This is a genomic window from Parasphingopyxis lamellibrachiae, assembly GCF_003385775.1.
Lineage (GTDB): Bacteria > Pseudomonadota > Alphaproteobacteria > Sphingomonadales > Sphingomonadaceae > Parasphingopyxis > Parasphingopyxis lamellibrachiae.
This window is the reverse complement of sequence record NZ_QRDP01000004.1, coordinates 668,358-687,966: the sequence shown is the minus strand read 5'-3', so window position 1 is coordinate 687,966 and position 19,609 is coordinate 668,358. Positions and strand designations below refer to the sequence as shown.

At 58.8% G+C, this 19,609-nt stretch carries 18 protein-coding genes and 3 tRNA genes; 17 read left to right on the top strand and 4 right to left on the bottom strand.

Features of this window, described 5'->3' with window-relative positions; genetic code table 11:
- Positions 1–2: 2 nt before the first annotated feature.
- Together pyrF and DFR46_RS03490 are read right to left on the bottom strand one after the other, a co-directional pair.
- Complete coding sequence (gene pyrF / locus DFR46_RS03495; RefSeq protein WP_116235185.1) at positions 3–677, bottom strand: orotidine-5'-phosphate decarboxylase; 675 nt, start codon at positions 675–677, stop codon at positions 3–5.
- Positions 674–1,024, bottom strand: coding sequence for a hypothetical protein (locus DFR46_RS03490; RefSeq protein ID WP_211306368.1), 351 nt, complete (start codon positions 1,022–1,024; stop codon positions 674–676). The genes pyrF and DFR46_RS03490 overlap by 4 nt, the downstream gene beginning before the upstream one ends.
- A gap of 197 nt (positions 1,025–1,221) precedes the next feature.
- On the opposite strand from DFR46_RS03490, the gene DFR46_RS03485 reads away from it, so the two are divergent.
- The 5 genes from DFR46_RS03485 to clpX all read left to right on the top strand — a co-directional run bounded on the left by DFR46_RS03485 (position 1,222) and on the right by clpX (position 6,060).
- Positions 1,222–1,306, top strand: a tRNA-Leu gene (locus DFR46_RS03485).
- Between the two features lie 70 nt (positions 1,307–1,376).
- Positions 1,377–2,909: a trigger factor gene (gene tig / locus DFR46_RS03480; protein ID WP_116235184.1), complete on the top strand. Its 1,533-nt coding sequence runs from the start codon at positions 1,377–1,379 to the stop codon at positions 2,907–2,909.
- A 90-nt stretch (positions 2,910–2,999) separates the two neighbouring features.
- Entirely contained in the window at positions 3,000–3,989 is a 990-nt protein-coding gene (locus DFR46_RS03475; RefSeq protein ID WP_116235183.1) for a glycosyltransferase family 2 protein, read from the top strand.
- 65 nt (positions 3,990–4,054) lie between these two features.
- On the top strand, positions 4,055–4,681 hold the full coding sequence (locus tag DFR46_RS03470) for an ATP-dependent Clp protease proteolytic subunit (protein WP_116235182.1): 627 nt from the start codon (positions 4,055–4,057) through the stop codon (positions 4,679–4,681).
- 107 nt (positions 4,682–4,788) lie between these two features.
- Positions 4,789–6,060: an ATP-dependent Clp protease ATP-binding subunit ClpX gene (clpX, locus tag DFR46_RS03465; RefSeq protein ID WP_116237131.1), complete on the top strand. Its 1,272-nt coding sequence runs from the start codon at positions 4,789–4,791 to the stop codon at positions 6,058–6,060.
- Here clpX and DFR46_RS03460 read toward each other — a convergent pair.
- Positions 6,057–9,170, bottom strand: a complete 3,114-nt coding sequence (locus DFR46_RS03460) for a DUF3857 domain-containing protein (protein ID WP_116235181.1) — start codon at positions 9,168–9,170, stop codon at positions 6,057–6,059. The two genes, clpX and DFR46_RS03460, sit on opposite strands and share 4 nt — an antisense overlap.
- A gap of 197 nt (positions 9,171–9,367) precedes the next feature.
- Between DFR46_RS03460 and lon the strand changes: the two genes are divergently transcribed.
- From lon to DFR46_RS03435, 5 genes are all read left to right on the top strand, one after another.
- A complete protein-coding gene (gene lon, locus DFR46_RS03455; protein ID WP_116235180.1) occupies positions 9,368–11,779 on the top strand; it encodes an endopeptidase La in 2,412 nt (803 codons plus the stop codon).
- A 161-nt stretch (positions 11,780–11,940) separates the two neighbouring features.
- Positions 11,941–12,213, top strand: a complete 273-nt coding sequence (locus DFR46_RS03450) for an HU family DNA-binding protein (protein WP_116235179.1) — start codon at positions 11,941–11,943, stop codon at positions 12,211–12,213.
- A gap of 142 nt (positions 12,214–12,355) precedes the next feature.
- Positions 12,356–12,430: transfer RNA gene (locus DFR46_RS03445), tRNA-Val, on the top strand.
- Positions 12,431–12,547: 117 nt separating this feature from the next.
- Positions 12,548–12,624, top strand: a tRNA-His gene (locus DFR46_RS03440).
- 40 nt (positions 12,625–12,664) lie between these two features.
- The gene (locus tag DFR46_RS03435; RefSeq protein ID WP_116235178.1) at positions 12,665–13,714 is read left to right on the top strand and encodes a Glu/Leu/Phe/Val family dehydrogenase; all 1,050 of its coding nucleotides are present in this window, start codon (positions 12,665–12,667) and stop codon (positions 13,712–13,714) included.
- Here DFR46_RS03435 and DFR46_RS03430 read toward each other — a convergent pair.
- The gene (locus DFR46_RS03430) at positions 13,711–14,619 is read right to left on the bottom strand and encodes a DMT family transporter (RefSeq protein WP_147297606.1); all 909 of its coding nucleotides are present in this window, start codon (positions 14,617–14,619) and stop codon (positions 13,711–13,713) included. The genes DFR46_RS03435 and DFR46_RS03430 overlap by 4 nt on opposite strands.
- Before the next feature lie 102 nt (positions 14,620–14,721).
- Here DFR46_RS03430 and ccmC point away from each other — a divergent pair, with 102 nt between their 5' ends.
- The 7 genes from ccmC to DFR46_RS03400 are packed head-to-tail and all read left to right on the top strand — an operon-like array spanning position 14,722 to position 19,601.
- Positions 14,722–15,438 carry a heme ABC transporter permease CcmC gene (ccmC, locus tag DFR46_RS03425; RefSeq protein ID WP_116235176.1) on the top strand — a complete coding sequence of 239 codons (717 nt, stop codon included), beginning with the start codon at positions 14,722–14,724 and terminating at the stop codon, positions 15,436–15,438.
- A 4-nt stretch (positions 15,439–15,442) separates the two neighbouring features.
- Positions 15,443–15,580 (top strand): hypothetical protein, encoded by a 138-nt coding sequence (locus DFR46_RS14755; protein WP_162843382.1) that lies wholly within the window; start codon positions 15,443–15,445, stop codon positions 15,578–15,580.
- Positions 15,577–16,008, top strand: coding sequence for a cytochrome c maturation protein CcmE (gene ccmE / locus DFR46_RS03420; protein WP_116235175.1), 432 nt, complete (start codon positions 15,577–15,579; stop codon positions 16,006–16,008). Before DFR46_RS14755 ends, ccmE begins: the two co-directional genes overlap by 4 nt.
- Positions 16,005–17,930: a heme lyase CcmF/NrfE family subunit gene (locus tag DFR46_RS03415; protein WP_116235174.1), complete on the top strand. Its 1,926-nt coding sequence runs from the start codon at positions 16,005–16,007 to the stop codon at positions 17,928–17,930. Before ccmE ends, DFR46_RS03415 begins: the two co-directional genes overlap by 4 nt.
- Before the next feature lie 35 nt (positions 17,931–17,965).
- Complete coding sequence (locus tag DFR46_RS03410) at positions 17,966–18,505, top strand: redoxin family protein (RefSeq protein ID WP_116237130.1); 540 nt, start codon at positions 17,966–17,968, stop codon at positions 18,503–18,505.
- Entirely contained in the window at positions 18,502–18,921 is a 420-nt protein-coding gene (locus DFR46_RS03405; protein WP_211306367.1) for a cytochrome c-type biogenesis protein, read from the top strand. The genes DFR46_RS03410 and DFR46_RS03405 overlap by 4 nt, the downstream gene beginning before the upstream one ends.
- Complete coding sequence (locus DFR46_RS03400) at positions 18,921–19,601, top strand: tetratricopeptide repeat protein (protein WP_116235172.1); 681 nt, start codon at positions 18,921–18,923, stop codon at positions 19,599–19,601. Before DFR46_RS03405 ends, DFR46_RS03400 begins: the two co-directional genes overlap by 1 nt.
- Positions 19,602–19,609 lie beyond the last annotated feature (8 nt).

Sequence of the window (19,609 nt, the reverse complement as noted above, 5' to 3'; positions counted from 1 at the left end):
ATTCAGAGCGTTGCTTCTATGGCCCTTGCTGCGATGTCTGGCTCGTCTGCACCGGTGATGGGGCGACCGATAACGATGATCGATGCACCCGCATGCATTGCATCTGCCGGTGTGACCGTGCGTTTCTGATCGGCGGTCTTGCCGCTGGCCGGTCGCACTCCCGGTACGACGAAGAAACCGTCAGGCCAGATGGTTTTCGCGGCTTTCACCTCGCGTCCGGAACAGACAACGCCGTCCAGGCCCGACAGTTTCGCCAACTCGGTCAGCCGGACAACCTGGTCATGCGGATCGCTGGCAACACCCATATCGTGGAGGTCTTCGCCGTCGAGGCTGGTGAGCAGGGTAACGGCGACCACCTTGGTATCGATGGGTGCGGCAGCTTTCGCATCCTCCATCATCGCCCGGCCTCCTCCTGCATGTACGGTGAGGATAGCTGGCCGGATCGGGCGCAGCGCCTGCACCGCCTTGGCAACGGTGTTGGGGATGTCGTGCAGCTTGAGATCGAGAAAAATCGGCAGTTCGAGCGCCGCCATTTCTTTCACGCCGTCGGGACCGTTGGCGGCAAAGAATTCAAGCCCCAGCTTGATGCCGCCCACATGGTTGCGCACGGCAGACGCGATAGTTTTGGCGCGCTCGATATCGGGAGTGTCGAGCGCAATGAAAACCGGGCTTCTCATGGACGCTGTCCGTCCGGTGCGGGCGTATCCAGCGTCAATTCATCGCCGGTCGGGGCAGGCTCGCCACCGGCCGGTTCCGGCGCGCGGAATTTTTTCATGCCGCGTTCGTCCGCCAGCTCGCGCGCCACGGTGTTGAGCCGCTTGCTCAGCCGCCATGCCTTGGTGCGGTAGTAGACGATCGTCGGAACGAAGCCGAGCAGGAAGAAGAAGAGCGCGAAGATCGGTTTCTTCACATCGGCTTCCAGACCGCCCCACAGGCTTACGGTGACGGGCAGCCAGTTGTTGATCGAGAACAGGACGACCACAGCTGACAGTACGATCCAGAACAGTGTTTTCAAAAAGTTCATTGCGATCCAGTTTTCAGGTTGGTCTCCTTATTAGTGTGCGAAAGGAGCATTGGCCAGAAGGCGGTCGGCGAATTCCATGCAATCCGATATCGCCGCAGTATAGACCCGTCTCGGGCACGATACTCTGTGCCAATCAGGATCATTGCTTGCCCTTCCGCGCTTTATTGCTATAGACCCCGCCGATCGGCGGTCCTCTAGCGGGCGTGGCGGAACTGGTAGACGCGCTTGGTTTAGGTCCAAGTATCGAAAGATGTGGGGGTTCGAGTCCCTTCGCCCGCACCAGGCTTGCCACTGTCCCGGGGCCAACCGCCGGCAGATTTTTCCTTTTTTACGAAGGCTTATTGTTAGACCCATGCAGACCGTTGAAACGCTCAATGAAGGCCTGAAACGCGCCTATACCCTCACCATCCCCTTTTCGGACATCGAAAAGCAGGTGGACCAGCAGCTGAAAGAAATCACGCCGCAGGTCCGGATGCCTGGTTTCCGCCCGGGCAAGGTGCCGACAAACCTCGTTCGCAAAATGCATGGCGAGTCGATTGAACAGGATGTCGTCAACAAGGCGATCCAGTCCGGAATCCAGGATGCGATGAAGGAGCAGGACATCCGCCCCGCCATGCAGCCGGAAGTCGAACTCGACCCGGACTGGGAACGCGGCAAGGATATCGAGATTTCGATGAAAGTCGAAGTTCTGCCGGAAATTCCCGAGACCAAGATCGACGATATCGCACTCGAACGCCTGACGGTCGAAGCGGACGACAAGGCCGTCGATGCCGCCATCCTGACGCTTGCCGAGAATCAGAAGAGCTATGAAGCGGCTGCAAAAACCTACAAGGCCAAAGAAGGCGATCTTGTCGTCATGGACTTCGAAGGCAAGGTCGATGGCGAGCCGTTCGACGGCGGCAAGGGCGAAGGCATGTCGGTCACGATCGGCTCCGGACAGCTCATTCCCGGTTTCGAAGATCAGCTCGTCGGCGTGAAGGCCAATGATGCCAAGGAAGTGAAAGTCACTTTCCCGGACGATTACAATGTCGATTATCTGAAGGGCAAAAAGGCCGTTTTCGATATCGTCGTCGGCGAAGTCCAGAAACCGGTGGAAGCCAAGGCGGACGATGATTTCGCGAAATCGCTGGGTCTCGAAGGTATCGACAAGCTGCGCGAGCTGATGAAGGGGCAGGTCGAGCAGGAGCTCAATGGCCTGACACGGACGCACATGAAACGCAGATTGCTCGATTATCTGGCCGCAAACCACGATTTCCCGGTTCCGCCGACAATGGTGGACTCCGAGTTCGAGCAGATCTGGAAGCAGCTTGAGCATGAAGCGTCGCACGAGCCGGATCCTGAAGCCGCACGCAAGGAAATGGAAAACGAGAAGGACGAGTATCGCGACATCGCGGAACGCCGCGTTCGCCTTGGTCTTCTGCTGTCCGAAATCGGCCAGAAAAACGGTGTCGAGATCAACCAGAGCGAGATGAGCCAACTGATCGCTCAGGCCGCCCAGCAATATGGGCCGGAAGATCGCGAACGCTTCATCCAATATGTCCAGCAGGACCCAATGGCCGCCGCTCAGCTTCGCGCTCCGCTGTATGAAGACAAGGTTGTCGACTATCTTTTCGAGAACGCCAAGATCACGGACCGTGCGGTAACTCGCGAGGAACTGGAAGCGGCAATCGAGGCGGACGAAGAAGAAACCGCAAAACCCGCGAAAAAGAAGCCGGCTGCCAAGAAAGCAGCCACGAAGAAGCCCGCCGCAAAAAAGGCTGCGGCAAAGAAACCTGCCGCCAAGAAGCCGGCTGCAGCCAAGAAAGCACCGGCAAAGAAAACGGCTACCAAGAAGCCCGCCGCCAAAAAGCCCGCTGCGAAGAAAACACCGGCTTCGGAAAGCTGATTTTGCGCCGAAAAGGCGAATTTCCGAACTCTTCGTTAACCATTACCCGCCTAAAAGCTGTGCCGACAAAGGTACAGCCAAGGGTGGGTAATGGAACAAATCAGGGAATTCGTGGCGGAAAGCGAGATTGCGTTTCGCCCTGCCGGATCGCCGACGATAGCGGTGATCCTTCCTTGCTATAACGAGGAAGCGGCGATCGCGCAGACCGTCGCCGATTTCAAGGCCGCGCTGCCCCAGGCCGATATCTACGTTTACGACAATAACAGTTCAGACCGCACCGCCGAAGTTGCTGGGGCGGCGGGAGCCATCGTCCGCTGCGAGACCATGCAGGGGAAGGGCCATGTTGTCCGCCGGATGTTCGCGGATGTCGAAGCGGATATCTATATCATGGCCGATGGCGACGCGACTTATGAGGCCGCGGCCGCACCGCGTCTGGTTCGCCGTCTGGTCGAAGAACAGCTCGACATGGTCGTCGGTGCCCGCAAAACTGAAGTCGAGGCCGCCTATCGCAGCGGACATCGCCTTGGAAACGCCGTGCTGACCGGCATTCTCGCCAAATTGTTCGGGCGCAGTTTCAACGACATTCTTTCCGGTTATCGCGTCTTCTCGCGCCGGTTCGTAAAGAGTTTTCCGGTGCTTTCGCAGGGTTTCGAAATTGAGACTGAGATCAGCGTGCATGCGCTGGAGCTGAAGATGCCGGTCGCCGAGGAAGTGACCGAATATAGCGCACGACCCGAAGGATCGGAATCAAAGCTATCCACCTATCGCGACGGTTTCCGTATTCTGCGAACCATGGCGACCCTGTTCCGCATGGAGCGCCCGGTCCTCTTCTTCGGTGCGATTGCCGGATTCCTGGCGCTTGCGGCGATCATATTGGCCGTGCCGCTGGCGATCACCTATGCCCAGACCGGGCTTGTACCCCGTTTCCCGACCGCCATTCTGGCGACCGGCCTTATGCTGCTTGCGTCCCTCAACCTGTTCGCCGGCATGATCCTGGACACGGTTGTTCGTGGTCGGCGGGAACTGCGCAGGCTCGCCTATCTCGGTTTTTCTGCGCCGGGACTGCCCTTCAATCGCTAAGCCCCCTTGAAGCGAAGCGCCAAAGTCGCAATGTTGGCGAAACTGATTTCCCGGAAAGGTCCAACATGTACGATCCCATTCAAGACTCGCTCGTCCCCATCGTTATCGAACAATCCAATCGCGGCGAGCGGAGTTTCGACATTTTTTCGCGACTTTTGCGCGACCGGATCATATTCCTCACCGGACCTGTAGAGGACAATATGGCGTCGCTGATCACAGCGCAGCTTCTGTTCCTTGAATCGGAAAATCCGAAAAAAGACATTTACATGTACATCAATTCGCCCGGCGGATCGGTTACGGCCGGCATGGCTATCCATGATACCATGCAATATATCCGCCCGCGCGTCGGTACGGTGTGCGTCGGTTTTGCGGCATCGATGGGTGCGTTTCTGCTGACGGCCGGCGAGCCGGGCATGCGGGTTGCGCTGGCCAACGCCAAGGTAATGATCCACCAGCCATCGAGCGGGATGCAGGGCACGGCCGCCGATGTCGAGATCCACGCCAAAGAGCTGATCAAGACGCGGGCCAAGATGAATGAGCTGATGGCCAAATATTCCGGTCAACCGGTCGAAGAGATCGAAAAGAATGTCGATCGCGACAAGTTTTTCGATGCGGACGAGGCCAAGGCTTTCGGCCTTATCGACGAAGTGTATGAGAAACGTCCGGAAAACGAAGCCAAATCCGATAGCTAGGGCGATTAAGCCGATAGCCACTTTCTTGTGTAATAAGTCATTGTCGAGACATGCTCTGACGGGCTAAACTGTTGACGGCTGCGCAATGGCGGCCGGAGGAAATTTATATGACGAAGCTTAGCGGCGGTGATTCGAAGAGCACGCTTTATTGCTCTTTCTGCGGAAAATCGCAGCATGAGGTGCGTAAGCTGATTGCCGGGCCGACCGTGTTCATCTGCGATGAATGCGTCGAGCTGTGCAACGACATCATTCGCGAAGAAACGAAGGGCGCAATCGCCTCCAAGCGCGAAGGCGGAGTGCCGTCACCGCAGGAAATCTGCGAAGTTCTCGATGATTATGTAATCGGTCAGGGCAGGGCGAAGAGAGTCCTCTCGGTTGCCGTCCATAACCATTACAAGCGGCTTAACCACGGTTCCACGGGCGGCGATGTCGAACTTGCCAAATCGAACATCATGCTCGTCGGCCCCACGGGCTGCGGCAAGACCTTGCTCGCACAGACCCTCGCACGCATTCTCGACGTGCCCTTCACGATGGCCGATGCGACCACGCTCACCGAAGCGGGCTATGTCGGCGAAGATGTTGAGAATATCATCCTGAAACTGCTTCAGGCGTCCGATTACAATGTCGAGCGCGCCCAGCGCGGCATCGTCTATATCGACGAGATCGACAAGATCAGCCGTAAGTCCGACAATCCCTCAATCACGCGCGACGTTTCTGGCGAGGGCGTGCAGCAGGCTCTGCTCAAGCTGATGGAAGGTACGACGGCAAGCGTTCCGCCACAGGGCGGCCGCAAGCATCCGCAGCAGGAATTCCTCCAGGTCGATACGACCAACATCCTGTTCGTCTGCGGCGGCGCTTTTTCGGGACTCGACAAGGTGATCGCAGACCGCATGCAGGGTAAATCGATGGGCTTTGGTGCCCATGTCGAAGCGCCGGAAGAACGTAAGGTTGGCGAAGTGCTGCGCCATGTTGAGCCGGAAGATCTGCTCAAATATGGCCTGATCCCCGAATTTGTCGGCCGTTTGCCGGTTATCGCAACGCTCGACGATCTCGATGAAGATGCGCTGATCAAGATTCTGAGCGAACCGAAAAATGCGCTGGTCAAGCAATATGCGAAACTCTTCGACATGGAAGATGTGAAGCTCGAATTTACCGATGACGCGCTGGTTGCCATCGCCAAAAAGGCGATTGAACGCAAAACCGGTGCCCGCGGCCTTCGGTCGATCCTCGAAGGCATCTTGCTGGATTCGATGTTCGATCTGCCAACCCTTGAAAATGTTACCGAAGTAGTGATCGACAAGGATGTTGTCGAAGGCCGCAAGGAACCGGTTCGGGTATTCGCCAAGGCCGAAGAAAAGACTGCCGACGACGCGGCTTAGGGCTGGGTTTCAGCGGGCTCGGTTTCGGGCGGCGTCATGTCGCCCAGCCAGTCTCCATATTCCGCTACGATGGTCCAGGATCCCCGCCGCGCTGCAGCGAGGTCCCTGTTTGCAGCTTCCCGGTTGCCCTGCATCGCATGCACCAGGCTCCGCCCGTAAAGCGCACTGGGCAGAAGCGGTTGCAGTTCAAGCGTCCGATCGAATGTTTCGGCAGCCTGTTCGATCCGTCCCATGCGCAACTGAACCCATGCCAGGCTATCCATTATCCCCGCATTTTCAGAATCCTGATCCAGCGCGCGCTGGCAATCGGACAGCGCCTCGGAAAGTTGATAATTTCCCTGCATCCGCATCCAGCAGCGGTCGTTCAGATAGTTATTCTCAACGTCTTCTCGGTCGACGAGAACGGTGAGTTGTTCAATAGCAGCCGGATAGTCGCCAAAATTTGCGAGTAAATGGGCGCGCCTTGCTAGTAAACCGACGTCCGGCTCGGCCGTGTCAGCAATGTCTGCATCGAGCGAGGCCCTGGCCTCGGTATATGAGCGCATCGCATCGTCTTCACGGCCAAAGCGCCGCAACAGCCGGATGTAGAGAGAATTGCTGTCCGACCTATCGGCAAACTCCCGGGCGCTTGCCAGAGCGGCATCTTCATCGCCCTGGGCCGCATGAATCTCGGCAATCGAGTTCAGCAGATAAAAGGCTGAAGGATCGACCTCGTACAGGCTTTCATAATCGGCCAGCGCGGCGCCATAATCGGCCATATACGCATGAGCCTGAGCCCGTGCGTTGCGCGTGAAGAAATTTTCCGCGCTGATTTCAAGCGAGCGCCCATAGGCTTCTATCGCGGCTTCGGGCCGATTGTTCGCCATGTGTAGCAAACCGAAGGACTGGTGGACGACGAAATTTTCGGGATCGAGAGCCACCGCGCGGTCCAGGGCAACTTGTGCCTCATCGAGCCGGTTGCGGTAGACAAGGGCGAGCCCGTAATGCGCCAGTGCTTCGGCGTTTTCCGGCTCGAGATTGGCAGCTTCGCCGAAATCGGTGGCGGCCTGTTCAAACTGACCTTCCGTGATGAACAGAAATCCACGGCGGATATAGTCTGCAGCCGTGGTCGGTTCCGTTTCGATCAGGGCCGTCCGTTCAGCACTGGACATACTGTAATCCTGGGGCGCCACGATATAGGCCTGATCGTCGCCGATTTCTTCGATCCGCGCGAGATCTGCCCGTGCCTGTTCGGCACTAATTTCAAATTGCAGCCTGCGGAATATCAGGCGTGAGACCGCTCGGCCGTCTTCCAGGGTCAGCGTTCGCGCCAATTGCGTCCCGGCCAGAACTTCGTCGATATCGTCGCCTTCGATCGAAAACCCCTCGCCATCGTCTGGCAGGATAACTGTCTCATGCATTTCGAAATATGCGGGGAAGGGCAAAGTGATCGGCGGAGGAGCATCGCTTTCCTCATCGCGTTCGAAGGCGAAATTCCAGTCGATGATATCGTTGTCCAGAGTATAGCGCATCGGACCGTTGGTCGTCTCGCGTGCCCAGGGCAGCGGCATCTCTCCAGAAAAACTGATCGAGAACTCGCCGGTCTCGTCATCATTTGCGATCTCGAGATTCGCAACTGCCTCGACATCGAGCGATTCGATCATCGATTCCTGGATAAGCCGGGCCATTTCCTCACTGCCGGATTCATTTGCAGCCAGTTGCATCATCAATGCTGTTTCGCCCCGGAAGATAATCTGGCCGCTTACGGGAACATTGTCGTTGAAGCCGCGCGATGCATCTGCCGTTGCACGGATTTCCATGAGCGGCCGCGCTGGCGGTATCGGTGGCAATTCTTCAAGACTTGCGCCCTGCACGCGGACGGGGAGCGCCCAGCGATAAGGCGAAAACACGACATCTTCCACCAACCGGTCGCCCTGACGAGTGCCATCCAGCCACAATGTCCGGCCATCGATCACGGCTCTGACGATGACATGATCGAACAGGGTCGTTTGCGGCAGGGAATTGGTGAGAATATCGCCCCAGCTGGTTGAGACGAGGGCGGGTTCCGCCTCGATCCCCAGGCCGTGAAGCAGCGCGAGAAGCAGTGCCGTCTTGCCCTTGCAGTCACCGAACCGCCGGGACCAGGTTTGGCCGGCCGAAGCGGGAACATAGCCACCGTCGCCCATCGCCAGGGCAACATAACGAACCCGGTCCTGCACCAGCCTGAGCGCGGCCATGGCGCGCTGGCGGGGATCGTCGCTTGCGGCGGCGATGGTTGCGATTTCTTCAAGCAGGACCGAGTCGGGCTCCAGCCGCTGCGCCTCGGCATAAAGCGGAGCAAACAGCGTGCTAACCGCAGCCCAGTCCGGATAGCTCGAAATCTGGAACGTTGCAGGATATTGGAAGCGGGCCGGGGCATCTTCGATGATCTCGTCACCTTTTGCATCCTCGAGAATCAGGGTCAGTTCGGAACCTTCGCGCGTGCTCCGGACAACGGGCTCGCCCAGGGCATCGCTCGACTGCCACTGCACCTCCATTTCGCGCGGCCAGATCTGCCGCATATGAAGCTGGCGGATCGCAAGGCCGTCGGTCAGCACCATGAAATCTTCGGAACCGAAGGCGATGTCGGAGGGCAGGGTGCGGATCGTGTAGGCGAGATTGAGAATGTCGCCGACTTCCAAACCTTCGGGCTGGAGAACAGCGGTCAGCACACCGTCCAGCATCGCCTGTTCCAGATTGTTTTCCCGGCGCAAGACGATGAATTCCTGCCCATTGCCCATCAGGTCGATGACTTCACCATTGCGGATCAGGTGCACCTTGTGGATGACGAGCGTACGCAGTTCTGGTTGCCAGGGAATGGAAATCGTGCCGATTGCGCCCAACCCCTGCGGAGTCTGCACAAGCGTCGCGGTTTCAAAGTAGAATTCGTCGGTATCGATGCCAAAACGATTTTGATTGCTGTTGAGCAGAATTTGCACGGCCTGCTCGGGCCGCGCGGGGTCGGGAGCCGGGATTGCAATATGTTCGACCCAATCGGGGGCGGGTTCGAATATCGGTTCATTTGCGGCCTGGGCCGTTCCAACAAGAGCAACGACCGCGCAAAATAGTATCAAAACCCGGTTGATCATCATTCCCCTGACGTAGTTTTCAGCCGGAAAAATGATCCGACCCGTGGTTCAGGGGTTTAGCTGCGCGGCGTTGGGAGGCAAAGGCCTTTTGGCCGCGGCGGAGCATCATGCACATCTTCGCAGCCGCCTCACATTGATACGCGCGACAGGAACACCATATAACGCAGGAAAACGGGCCTTGCCCGAAGTTGGAGTTTTGAATGACCACCCAGTCCCTTCCTGTCCTGCCTTTGCGCGACATCGTTGTTTTTCCGCATATGATCGTTCCGCTGTTCGTCGGACGCGATAAATCCGTCGTTTCGCTTGAACGTGCAATGGCCGCCGACAAGACGATTTTCCTCGTTGCGCAGCTGGATCCGTCCGAGGACGATCCCGATCGCGACGCGCTGTACGACATCGGCGTTACGGCAACCGTCCTGCAGCTATTGAAGCTGCCGGACGGCACCGTTCGCGTGCTCGTCGAGGGGCAGCAGCGTGCGACGCTTGAGGATATTCATTTTCGCGACGAACATCTGATCGCCGATATTGCGACAATCGAGGAAGAGCCCAGCGAGGGTCCCGAAGTTACCGCACTCATGCGCTCGACTGTCGAACAGTTCGAGAACTACGCGAAACTCAACAAGAAGATTCCCGAAGAAACTGCCGTCCAGCTGGGCCAGATCGAAGAAGCTTCACAGCTTTCCGACGCGGTTGCGGCGAATATCGGTGCCAAGGTTTCCGACAAACAGACGATGCTGGTAGAACGCGATCCGTCCAAGCGGCTCGAAATGGCCTTTGCCTTCATGGAAGGCGAACTCGGCGTGCTGCAGGTCGAGAAAAAAATCCGGAGCCGCGTCAAACGCCAGATGGAGAAGACCCAGCGCGAATATTATCTGAACGAGCAGATGAAGGCGATCCAGCGCGAACTTGGCAATGATGACGAGGACGAGGGCGATGAACTCGCCGAACTCTCCAAGAAGATCAAGGAAACCAAGCTCTCCAAAGAAGCGCGAACCAAGGCGCAATCCGAGCTGAAAAAGCTGAAGGCCATGGCGCCGATGTCCGCCGAGGCAACGGTCGTTCGCAACTATCTCGATACGCTGCTTGGCCTGCCCTGGGGCAAGAAAGCGAAACTGAAAAAGGATATCGGCGAGGCGCAGAAGGTTCTCGACGAGGATCATTACGCGCTGGAGAAGGTCAAGGATCGGATCGTCGAGTATCTTGCGGTCCAGGCGCGCACCAACAAGCTCAAGGGTCCGATCCTGTGCCTGGTTGGCCCTCCCGGTGTCGGCAAGACTTCGCTCGGCAAGTCTATTGCACGCGCGACGGGGCGCGATTTCGTGCGCCAGTCGCTTGGCGGCGTGCGCGACGAGGCCGAGATTCGCGGCCATCGCCGCACCTATATAGGATCGCTGCCGGGCAAGATTGCCAGCAACCTGAAAAAGGCAGGGACATCGAACCCGCTATTCCTGCTGGATGAGATCGACAAGCTGGGTCAGGATTTCCGCGGCGATCCCGCTTCGGCCCTCCTCGAAGTTCTTGACCCGGAACAAAATGACAAGTTCCAGGATCACTATCTGGAGATCGATCTCGATCTTTCGGATGTTATGTTCGTGACGACGGCAAACTCTCTGAATCTGCCGCAGCCCTTGCTCGACCGGATGGAGATTATCCGCTTGTCCGGCTATACCGAAGACGAGAAGGTCGAGATTGCGAAGCGCCATCTGCTGGAGAAGCAGATCGAAGCCCATGGCCTGAAAGAGGGCGAATTCGTTCTTGAGGAAGATGGCCTGCGCGCCATGATCCGCAATTACACCCGCGAAGCGGGCGTCCGGACGCTGGAACGCGAAATCGCCAAATTGGCGCGCAAGGCGCTGCGGGAGATTCTCGAAGGCAAAACCGAGTCGGTAACGATCACCAAGGACAATCTTTCGGATTATCTCGGTGTGACGAAATTCCGCTACGGGATGGGCGAGGAAGAAGATCAGGTAGGCGCAGTCACCGGGCTGGCCTGGACAGAAGTGGGCGGCGAACTGCTGACCATCGAAGCCGTGACTGTACCTGGCAAGGGCGTGATCAAGACGACCGGCAAACTCGGCGACGTAATGCAGGAGTCGATCCAGGCTGCGATGAGTTTCGTCAAGGCGCGGGCGCCAAGCTATGGCATCAAACCGAGCATATTCAGCAAGAAGGACATCCACGTTCATCTTCCCGAAGGCGCGGTGCCGAAGGATGGCCCGTCCGCCGGCATTGGTATGGTCACCGCGATGATTTCGACCCTGACCGGCATTCCCGTAAACCGGGAAATTGCGATGACGGGCGAGGTAACCTTGCGCGGTCGTGTGCTGCCGATCGGCGGTCTGAAGGAAAAATTGCTGGCTGCGCTGCGCGGAGGAATCAAAACTGTCGCCATTCCGGAGGAAAATGAAAAAGACCTTGCGGAGATCCCGGCAAATATTCGCGACGGCCTGGAAATCATTCCGGTCGCGCATGTCGATGAAGTGCTCGCGCTTGCTCTGATCAGTCCTGTGATCCCGATCGAATGGAGTGATGCGGACGAGATAGCCACTGACCCGAGTCCCCAAATTGCAACCGGCGTACCGGGCGACGGAGAGCCCACGGTTCGGCACTGAATCACCACAAATTTGCGAGGATATTCGGAAAAGCTCGGTTTTTTCCCGTTTTTGTTGGGTTTAGGGCTTTACAGCCATAGGTGAATTGGACTTAGATGCGTCTCTCGGCGATGCCGTGAGTCAAATTTCTACCTAATACATACACAAGGGGTGCGGAGAGCATGAACAAGCAAGAACTAATTTCTTCCGTCGCGGATGCATCAGGCCTGAGCAAGGCTGATGCCGGTAAAGCGTGTGAAGCAGTGTTCGACACGATCACCAGCTCACTCAGCAATGGCGGCGAAGTTCGCCTGGTTGGTTTCGGAACTTTCTCGACGACAGAACGCAAAGCTTCGACGGGTCGCAATCCGCGCACTGGCGAACCGATGCAGATTCCTGCTTCGACCCAGCCGAAGTTCAAGGCCGGCAAAGGCCTCAAGGATGCCGTCAACTAGACTGTATTCTGTTCGCCCGGTCTGTTCAGGCTGGGCTTGCCGGTAGCTTGATATTGAGAGCTGCGAAAACAGGCGGGCACTGTCATGGTGCCCGCCACTTTTCTTTTAAACAGCCGACCGATCGGGCGGCTGATTCAAACGGGGGTGCGTAGCTCAGTGGGAGAGCACTGCCTTCACACGGCAGGGGTCGCTGGTTCAATCCCAGCCGCACCCACCATATTCTTATTGAATTGCCGGTGCAGCCTTAAGAAAAGCATCCGTAATTTTATTACAAACCATTGACGGTAGGGCGTTGGCGACCCTATGTGCGCGGCTGGCTTTTACGCCGCTTATGGCGATCGTAGTTCAATTGGTTAGAACGCCGGCTTGTGATGCCGGAGGTTGCGGGTTCAAGTCCCGTCGATCGCCCCATTTTCGGCTGATCTGATCACCCGCTACGCAGGAATTTGCAATGTCCGCGACCTGGGACCTTCCCGACTTTGACGATCATGAGGCGGTGCATCTGTTTCGCGATGCCGAAAGCGGGTTGAGCGCGATTATCGCCGTACATTCCACCCATCTGGGGCCGGCAGCCGGGGGCGTTCGTTTCTGGCACTATGCCGATTCGACGCAGGCGATAACCGATGCCCTGCGCCTTTCCCGCGGGATGAGTTTCAAGAACGCCATGGCCGGCCTGCCGATGGGTGGCGGCAAAGCCGTAATCCTCGCCGATGAAGCGCGCACGAAAACACCGGAGATGCTGCGCGCCTTCGGGCGGATTATCGATAGCCTCGGCGGACGGTATGTGACGGCCGAAGATGTCGGCATGACGGACGACGATATGGTCGTCATCCGCGGTGAAACCGATCATGTTTCCGGCCTTCCGGTCGAGAGTGGCGCTGCGGGCGGGGATCCCGGTCCCTATACCGCGCTCGGTGTTTTCCTCGGTGTGAGGGCTGCGGCGAAACGTGCGCTTGGGACGGACAGCGTCAAGGATGTTCATATCGCCGTCCAGGGCATTGGCAGCGTTGGCGGCGGGCTTGCAAAACTGCTTGCCGGAGAAGGCGCGCGGCTCACGCTGGCCGATGTGAATGTCGATCGCGCAACCGCGCTTGCCACCGAATATGGCGGCGAGGCCGTGGCAGCCGATCAGATTCTTGCAGTAGAAGCCGATATTGTGAGCCCTTGCGCGCTGGGCGCCATTCTCGACGAAAAGAGCATTGCCGCGCTTCGATGCAAGGCTGTTGCCGGTGGCGCCAACAACCAGCTGGCCACGCCGGCCGACGGCAAGCGTATCCATGACCGCGGTATCCTGTTTGCGCCAGACTATGTCATCAACGCGGGCGGCATCATCAATGTCGGCCTCGAATATCTGGGGCAGGGCGACCAGGAGGAAGTCGAGACGCGGATCGCGAAAATTCCCGAACGCCTTGAGCAGGTTTGGCAGGAAAGCGAAGAAACCGGCGATCCCGCTGCCGATGTGTCCGATCGCATCGCGCGCCGGTTGATCGGCAGAATCTAGACGATAACCGGCCGGACGGGCTGTTTGCTACGTCTGCGTTCCCGGAAAAGAGTGTAGAGTCCGCTGGCGATAATGATCGCGGCGCCGCACCCGGTCATGATCGTGGGGACATCGGACCAGATCAGCCAGCCGAGCCCGACCGCCCAGAGCAGCTGGATATAGTCAAAGGGCGCCACGACCACGACCGGTGCCACTCGCAGCGACGCCGTTAGAAGCAGTTGCGCCGTACCGCCCAGAACCGCGATCGCGAACATGATCGCCCAGCCCAGCCAGTCATGATTGGTTCCATAAAAAGGCACGATGAACCCCGTGACCAGCGCGGCGATCAGGGTGAACCAGAACACCGTGGTCATGGCGCGTTCTGTCTTGCTGATCTGGCGGATTGTTACGATGACGCAGGCGACGCCGAAAGCGGCAACAAGCGCCACTATCAGTCCATTGAGTGGCAAGGTGGCGTTCTGCGGCTGCATCACCACCAGCACACCGACAAAGCCGGCCACGACGGCTCCCCAGCGGTGCCAACCAACAGTTTCCATGAGGAAAACGGCGGAAAGCAGCGTCGCGAACACAGGTGCAGCGAAGCTGATCGTCGTGGCTTCCGCAAGCGGCAGCAGCGTTATGGAATAGTAGCTGCACCCCATGGCGACCAGACCGATCAGCGCGCGCCAGAGGTGGGCGCGAGGCCTTTTGGTCTTGATGATCGAAAACCCGGGGCGTAGCGCGATCCACACAAGGATTGGCGGAAGGGCAAAGGCGAACCGCCAGAAGATCATCTCGATCGTATGCAGGCCGTAGTCCGATCCGATCTTGACCATGGCCGCCATAAGGGAAAAAACCGTGGCCGCCGCTATACGCAACATAATGCCCGTAACGGGGCGTTGTTCAGGCGGGGCAAGCTCGGTCAAGAGTGTCTGGAACCTTGGGCGGCAAAGAAAGGGGACAATAAACGGATGACAGGCCGTCTTATGCTTTTCCCCGGGGAGATGCTACGCTAAGAGGCCGCTTCCATGCATGTTTTTGCCAACCCGACCCGTTTTCTCACCATCGCCCGGCCGCTGACGCCATGGCTGTTCTGGGGTGGGCTTTTGTTGACCGCAGCAGGGATGCTGACCGGTCTCTTCCGGTCGCCTGAAGACTATCTGCAGGGCGATTTGGTGCGGATCATGTATGTCCATGTGCCTACAGCCTGGCTCGGCATGGGGGGCTGGACGGGTATCCTCATCGCGAGTGTGATGCAGCTGGTATGGCGCCATCCGCTGGCTGGCATCGCGGCGCGCGCCATCGCTGCCCCCGGCGCTTTGTTCACCGCGCTTTGTCTGGTGACGGGGTCTATCTGGGGGCGCCCGGCATGGGGCACCTGGTGGATATGGGACGGGCGACTGACCTCGATGCTGGTCCTGCTGTTTCTCTATCTCGGCTTCATGGCGCTGGCCGCAGCAAGCGATGAACGCGCCAGCATTGGCAGGATCGCAGCGGTTTTCGGCGTTGTCGGTGCGGTCAACCTGCCAATCATCCACTATTCTGTCACCTGGTGGAATTCGCTCCACCAGCCGCAAAGCATCACTCTGAGCGGTTCGGCTATCGATAGCGCGATGCTGTGGCCTCTGGGCCTTTCGACGCTTGGTTTCACCCTGCTGTTCGGCGGGATCGTCCTGCTGAGGATGCGCGCTATAATCGCGGACATCCGGATCGAGGCGCGGCTACGCCGGATGGCCCAAGGATAGCATCATGGCGCAATGGCCTTTCATTATCGCAGCCTATGCCTGCACGATTACGGGAACGCTGGTTTTGGCCGGTTGGAGTTATATGCGGATGCGCGCGTCAGAAGCGCGCGTTGCCACGCTGCGAGAGGATAAGGGATCATGAAGGCCAAGCATCAGCGGCTGACCCTCGCGATCATTGCCGTCGTGGCAGTGTTCGGTGCCGGCATTCTTGCCGTTTACGGACTGAGAGACAATGCCGCGCTCTTTCGCACACCGGCGGATATCGCGGCGGAACCGGTTCCCGTTGGGCAGGCTTTTCGCCTTGGTGGAATGGTTGCCGAGGGCTCCATCGAAGAACAGGCTGACGGCATCACCATCCGCTTTATGGTCCAGGATGCGGAGGCGCAGGTCCCCGTTCTCTATGCCGGCATAACGCCAGACCTTTTCGCCGAAAATTCGGGCGTCGTTGCCGAAGGATCTCTGGACACTGACGGCGTGTTCGTGGCCGAGACCATTCTCGCAAAGCATGACGAGAATTACATGCCGCCAGAACTCGCGGACGTCGATATGGGCAGGGATATCAGCCAATGATCGCAGAAACCGGACTGGCAGCCCTATGGCTGGCAGCGGCCCTGTGCGGCCTGCAATTGGTCTTCGGCGTGATGGCGCTGCGATCCGACGATAGCGGCGTGGCAACGGCTATCCGGCCCGTGGCCGTCGTGCAGGGTATCCTGACGGCTTTGGCCTTTGCAATGCTGATCTGGCTTTTCCTGCGTACCGATTTGTCGGTCGAGCTGGTCGCCGCGAACAGCCATTCGGCCAAGCCTTGGCTGTACAAATTTGCTGGAACCTGGGGAAATCACGAGGGGTCGATGCTGCTCTGGGTGGCAATCCTTGCGGCTTCCGGTTCTCTCGTAGCGATTTTCGAGCGGCGGCTGAAAGAGAAGACGCTGATCGCGACGTTGGCGGCGCAGTCGGCGATCGGCCTCGGATTTTATGCTTTTCTGCTGTTCGCTTCGAATCCCTTTGCCCGGCTGTCTCCGGCCGCAACGGAGGGTAGGGGGCTAAATCCTCTGCTTCAGGATCCTGGTTTGGCGTTTCACCCGCCGACACTTTATTTTGGCTATGTCGGAATTTCGATCGCCTTTTCTTTTGCAGTTGGTGCATTGATCACGCGCGATGTTGGGCCGGTATTCGCGCGCGCAATGCGGCCCTGGATACTTGCATCCTGGATATTCCTCACACTGGGTATCGCGGCTGGCAGCTACTGGGCCTACTATGAACTTGGCTGGGGTGGCTGGTGGTTCTGGGACCCGGTGGAAAATGCGTCGCTGATGCCCTGGCTCGCCGCAACAGCGCTGCTTCACTCCGTGACCGTTCTGGCAACGCGCGATGCCTTGCGCGCCTGGACGATCATGCTCGCCGTTGTCGCTTTCTCGATGTCTATGGTCGGCACCTTCCTTGTCCGTTCTGGTGTGCTGACAAGCGTTCACGCCTTTGCCGTCGATCCAAGGCGCGGGACGTTTATCCTTGCACTGTTGATCCTCTATATTGGCGGCGCGCTTGCGCTTTATGCCTTGCGTGTCGGCACTGTTCGCGAAGGATCCCGGTTCGAATTCATGAGCAGGGAAGGCGCGCTGGTCGTTAACAATGTCCTGTTGTCGGCGATTCTCGGCATCGTCCTGATCGGTACACTCTATCCGCTTGGGGTTGAGGCCGTGACGGGTGAGCAGCTGTCGGTTGGACCTCCCTATTTCAACGCAACAGCCGGGCCGCTGGCCCTGTTGCTGGTTGCAGCCATGGCGGTTGGCCCATTGCTGCGCTGGCGACGGGACGAGTGGCGCAACGTTTTGGGACGCATCTCGTTGCCCGCGCTGATTTCATCGCTGGCCCTGTTTGCCCTGGTGATGTTTGCCTCGCCGATTGGCATATTGCCGATGCTTGGCCTTATTCTGGCTGCGGGCGTTGGTGCTGCCAGCCTCGCCCCGCTTTGGAAGCGTAATCTGCGCCGCACGCCGCTCTTCACCTATGGCATGGTGATCGCGCATCTGGGCATTGCCGTCAGTATGGCGGGCATGGCGTTCGAAAGCGCGTTTAGCGAAGAAGTGCTGGTAGCTGTCAGGCCTGGAGACACCCATCAGGTCGGCCCGTATACCGTTACTTTTGACAGTACGAGGCCCGTTGCGGGGCCGAACTGGACAGCCGTGGAAGCCGGGTTGACGGTCCGCCGCGGCGAGGGGGAGCCTTCCAGCCTCGCTCCGCAAGCGCGCATGTTCTCTTCACCGCAGACCGAGACGAGCGAGGCCGCCATCCGAACGGCATGGAATGGGCAGCTTTATACGGTGCTCGGCAATGGTGACGGATCGGGGCGCTGGCAGCTCAGGCTCTGGTGGAAGCCCTTTGTTACACTTATCTGGTTTGGCGGCATTCTTATCGCCTTTGGCGGCTTGCTCTCGCTGGTCGGCCGGGTGCGCCGCGAACGCAAAAGCATGGAACGGGAAAGCTGGGCATGAGCGACAAGCCGGATATGGATGCGCAGACCTTGGCTATGAAGCGATTCGTGCTGTGGGTTCCGCTCGTTATCGCAGCGGTCTTTTTCGGCTTTTTCTCCTATGCGCTGTTCTTTGGAAACACGTCACCTCAACAACGCGCAATCGAGTCCCAGCTTGTCGGCCAGCCGATGCCGGAATTTTCGCTCCAGCCCTCTCTGCCCGGTCGTCCCGGCTTGAGCAGCGCCGATCTGGCAACAGGCGAACCGCGTCTCGTGAACTTCTTCGCCAGCTGGTGTGTGCCCTGCATAGCCGAGGCGCCCCAGCTGATGCAGTTGCGCGAGGCCGGCGTCGCCATTGATGCTATTGCTGTGCGTGACCGGCCCGAGGATGTTTTCGCCTTTCTCCAGCGCTGGGGAGATCCTTATGAACGGATCGGCGCGGACACCCAGAGTGAAGCGCAGCTTGCCCTCGGGTCGTCGGGCGTCCCGGAGACATTCGTTGTCGACGGCGATGGCGTGATCGTTCGCCAGCATATCGGCGATATCCGGCCCGAACATGTGCCGGAGCTGCTCGCCGCACTGGAGGGAGCACGATGATCCGCGGATTGGTGCTACTGTTCCTTGCTGCGTTCCTCACCGGCCCGGTCCATGGGCAATCGCGTATGGCGGAGGCGGAATGGGCCAATCAACAATTGCCCGATCCCGCGGACGAGGCCGAGGCTAAGGCCCTGATGGAATCCCTTCGCTGCCTGGTGTGCCAGGGCCAGTCGATCGCCGACAGCGATGCGGATATGGCTTCCGACATGCGTGCGCTCGTGCGCCGCCGGATTGCCGCTGGGGAAGAACCCGAAGATATTCGCGCATGGCTCGTGGAGCGATATGGTCGCTGGATTACCTATGATCCGCCCATGGACGCCGTGACTTGGCCATTATGGTTGTTGCCGCTTCTGTTTGTTGGATTCGGGGTCTGGCTTGCGCGCGGTCGTTTCCGCAGCCGGAAGAGAGAAAGCTGATGGCCTGGTTCGCGGCGATATTCCTGATCGCGCTCATTCTGTTCTGGCTCTGGCGATTGGCGGAATTTCGTGGTCGCCGGTTGGAATGGCTCGGTGCAGCACTGCTCGTCGGGTTGGCCGGCTATGCCTGGCAAGGCAGCCCTGCGCTGGAGGGACAGCCGACCGAAAGCCGGCGTGATCGTCCGGCCGAAGGCAGCACGGACATCAATGACGAACTGCTCGACAATCGCGATGCGACATCAGAACGCTGGATCATGTTCGCGGAGGCCCGCAATCGCGTTGGCGATCATATGAATGCCGCGCATGCTATCCAGAATGCGATCGATGCAGATCCCGAGAATGCCGACCTCTGGGTCGCGCTTGGCAATGCGCTGTTGCTGCACGGCGAAGGGCAGATGAACCCCGCCGCCCAGCTGGCTTTCGAACGCGCCGCGCAATTGGATCCCGACCATCCCGGGCCGCCTTTCTTCCTTGGCCTTGCGTTGGCGCAGGCCGGACAGTTGGACGATGCGGAGGCGACCTGGACTGCATTGCTCGCCCGCACGCCGGAAGACGCGCCTTATCGCGCGGATCTGGAAAGCCGGCTGTCCAGCGTGATGCGGGCGCAGGGCCGTCCCGTCGAGCTGCCGGGCGCATCCCAATCGGATTCAGATTCGTCCGAAACAGCCCGGGGGGAATAAGGCCCGGC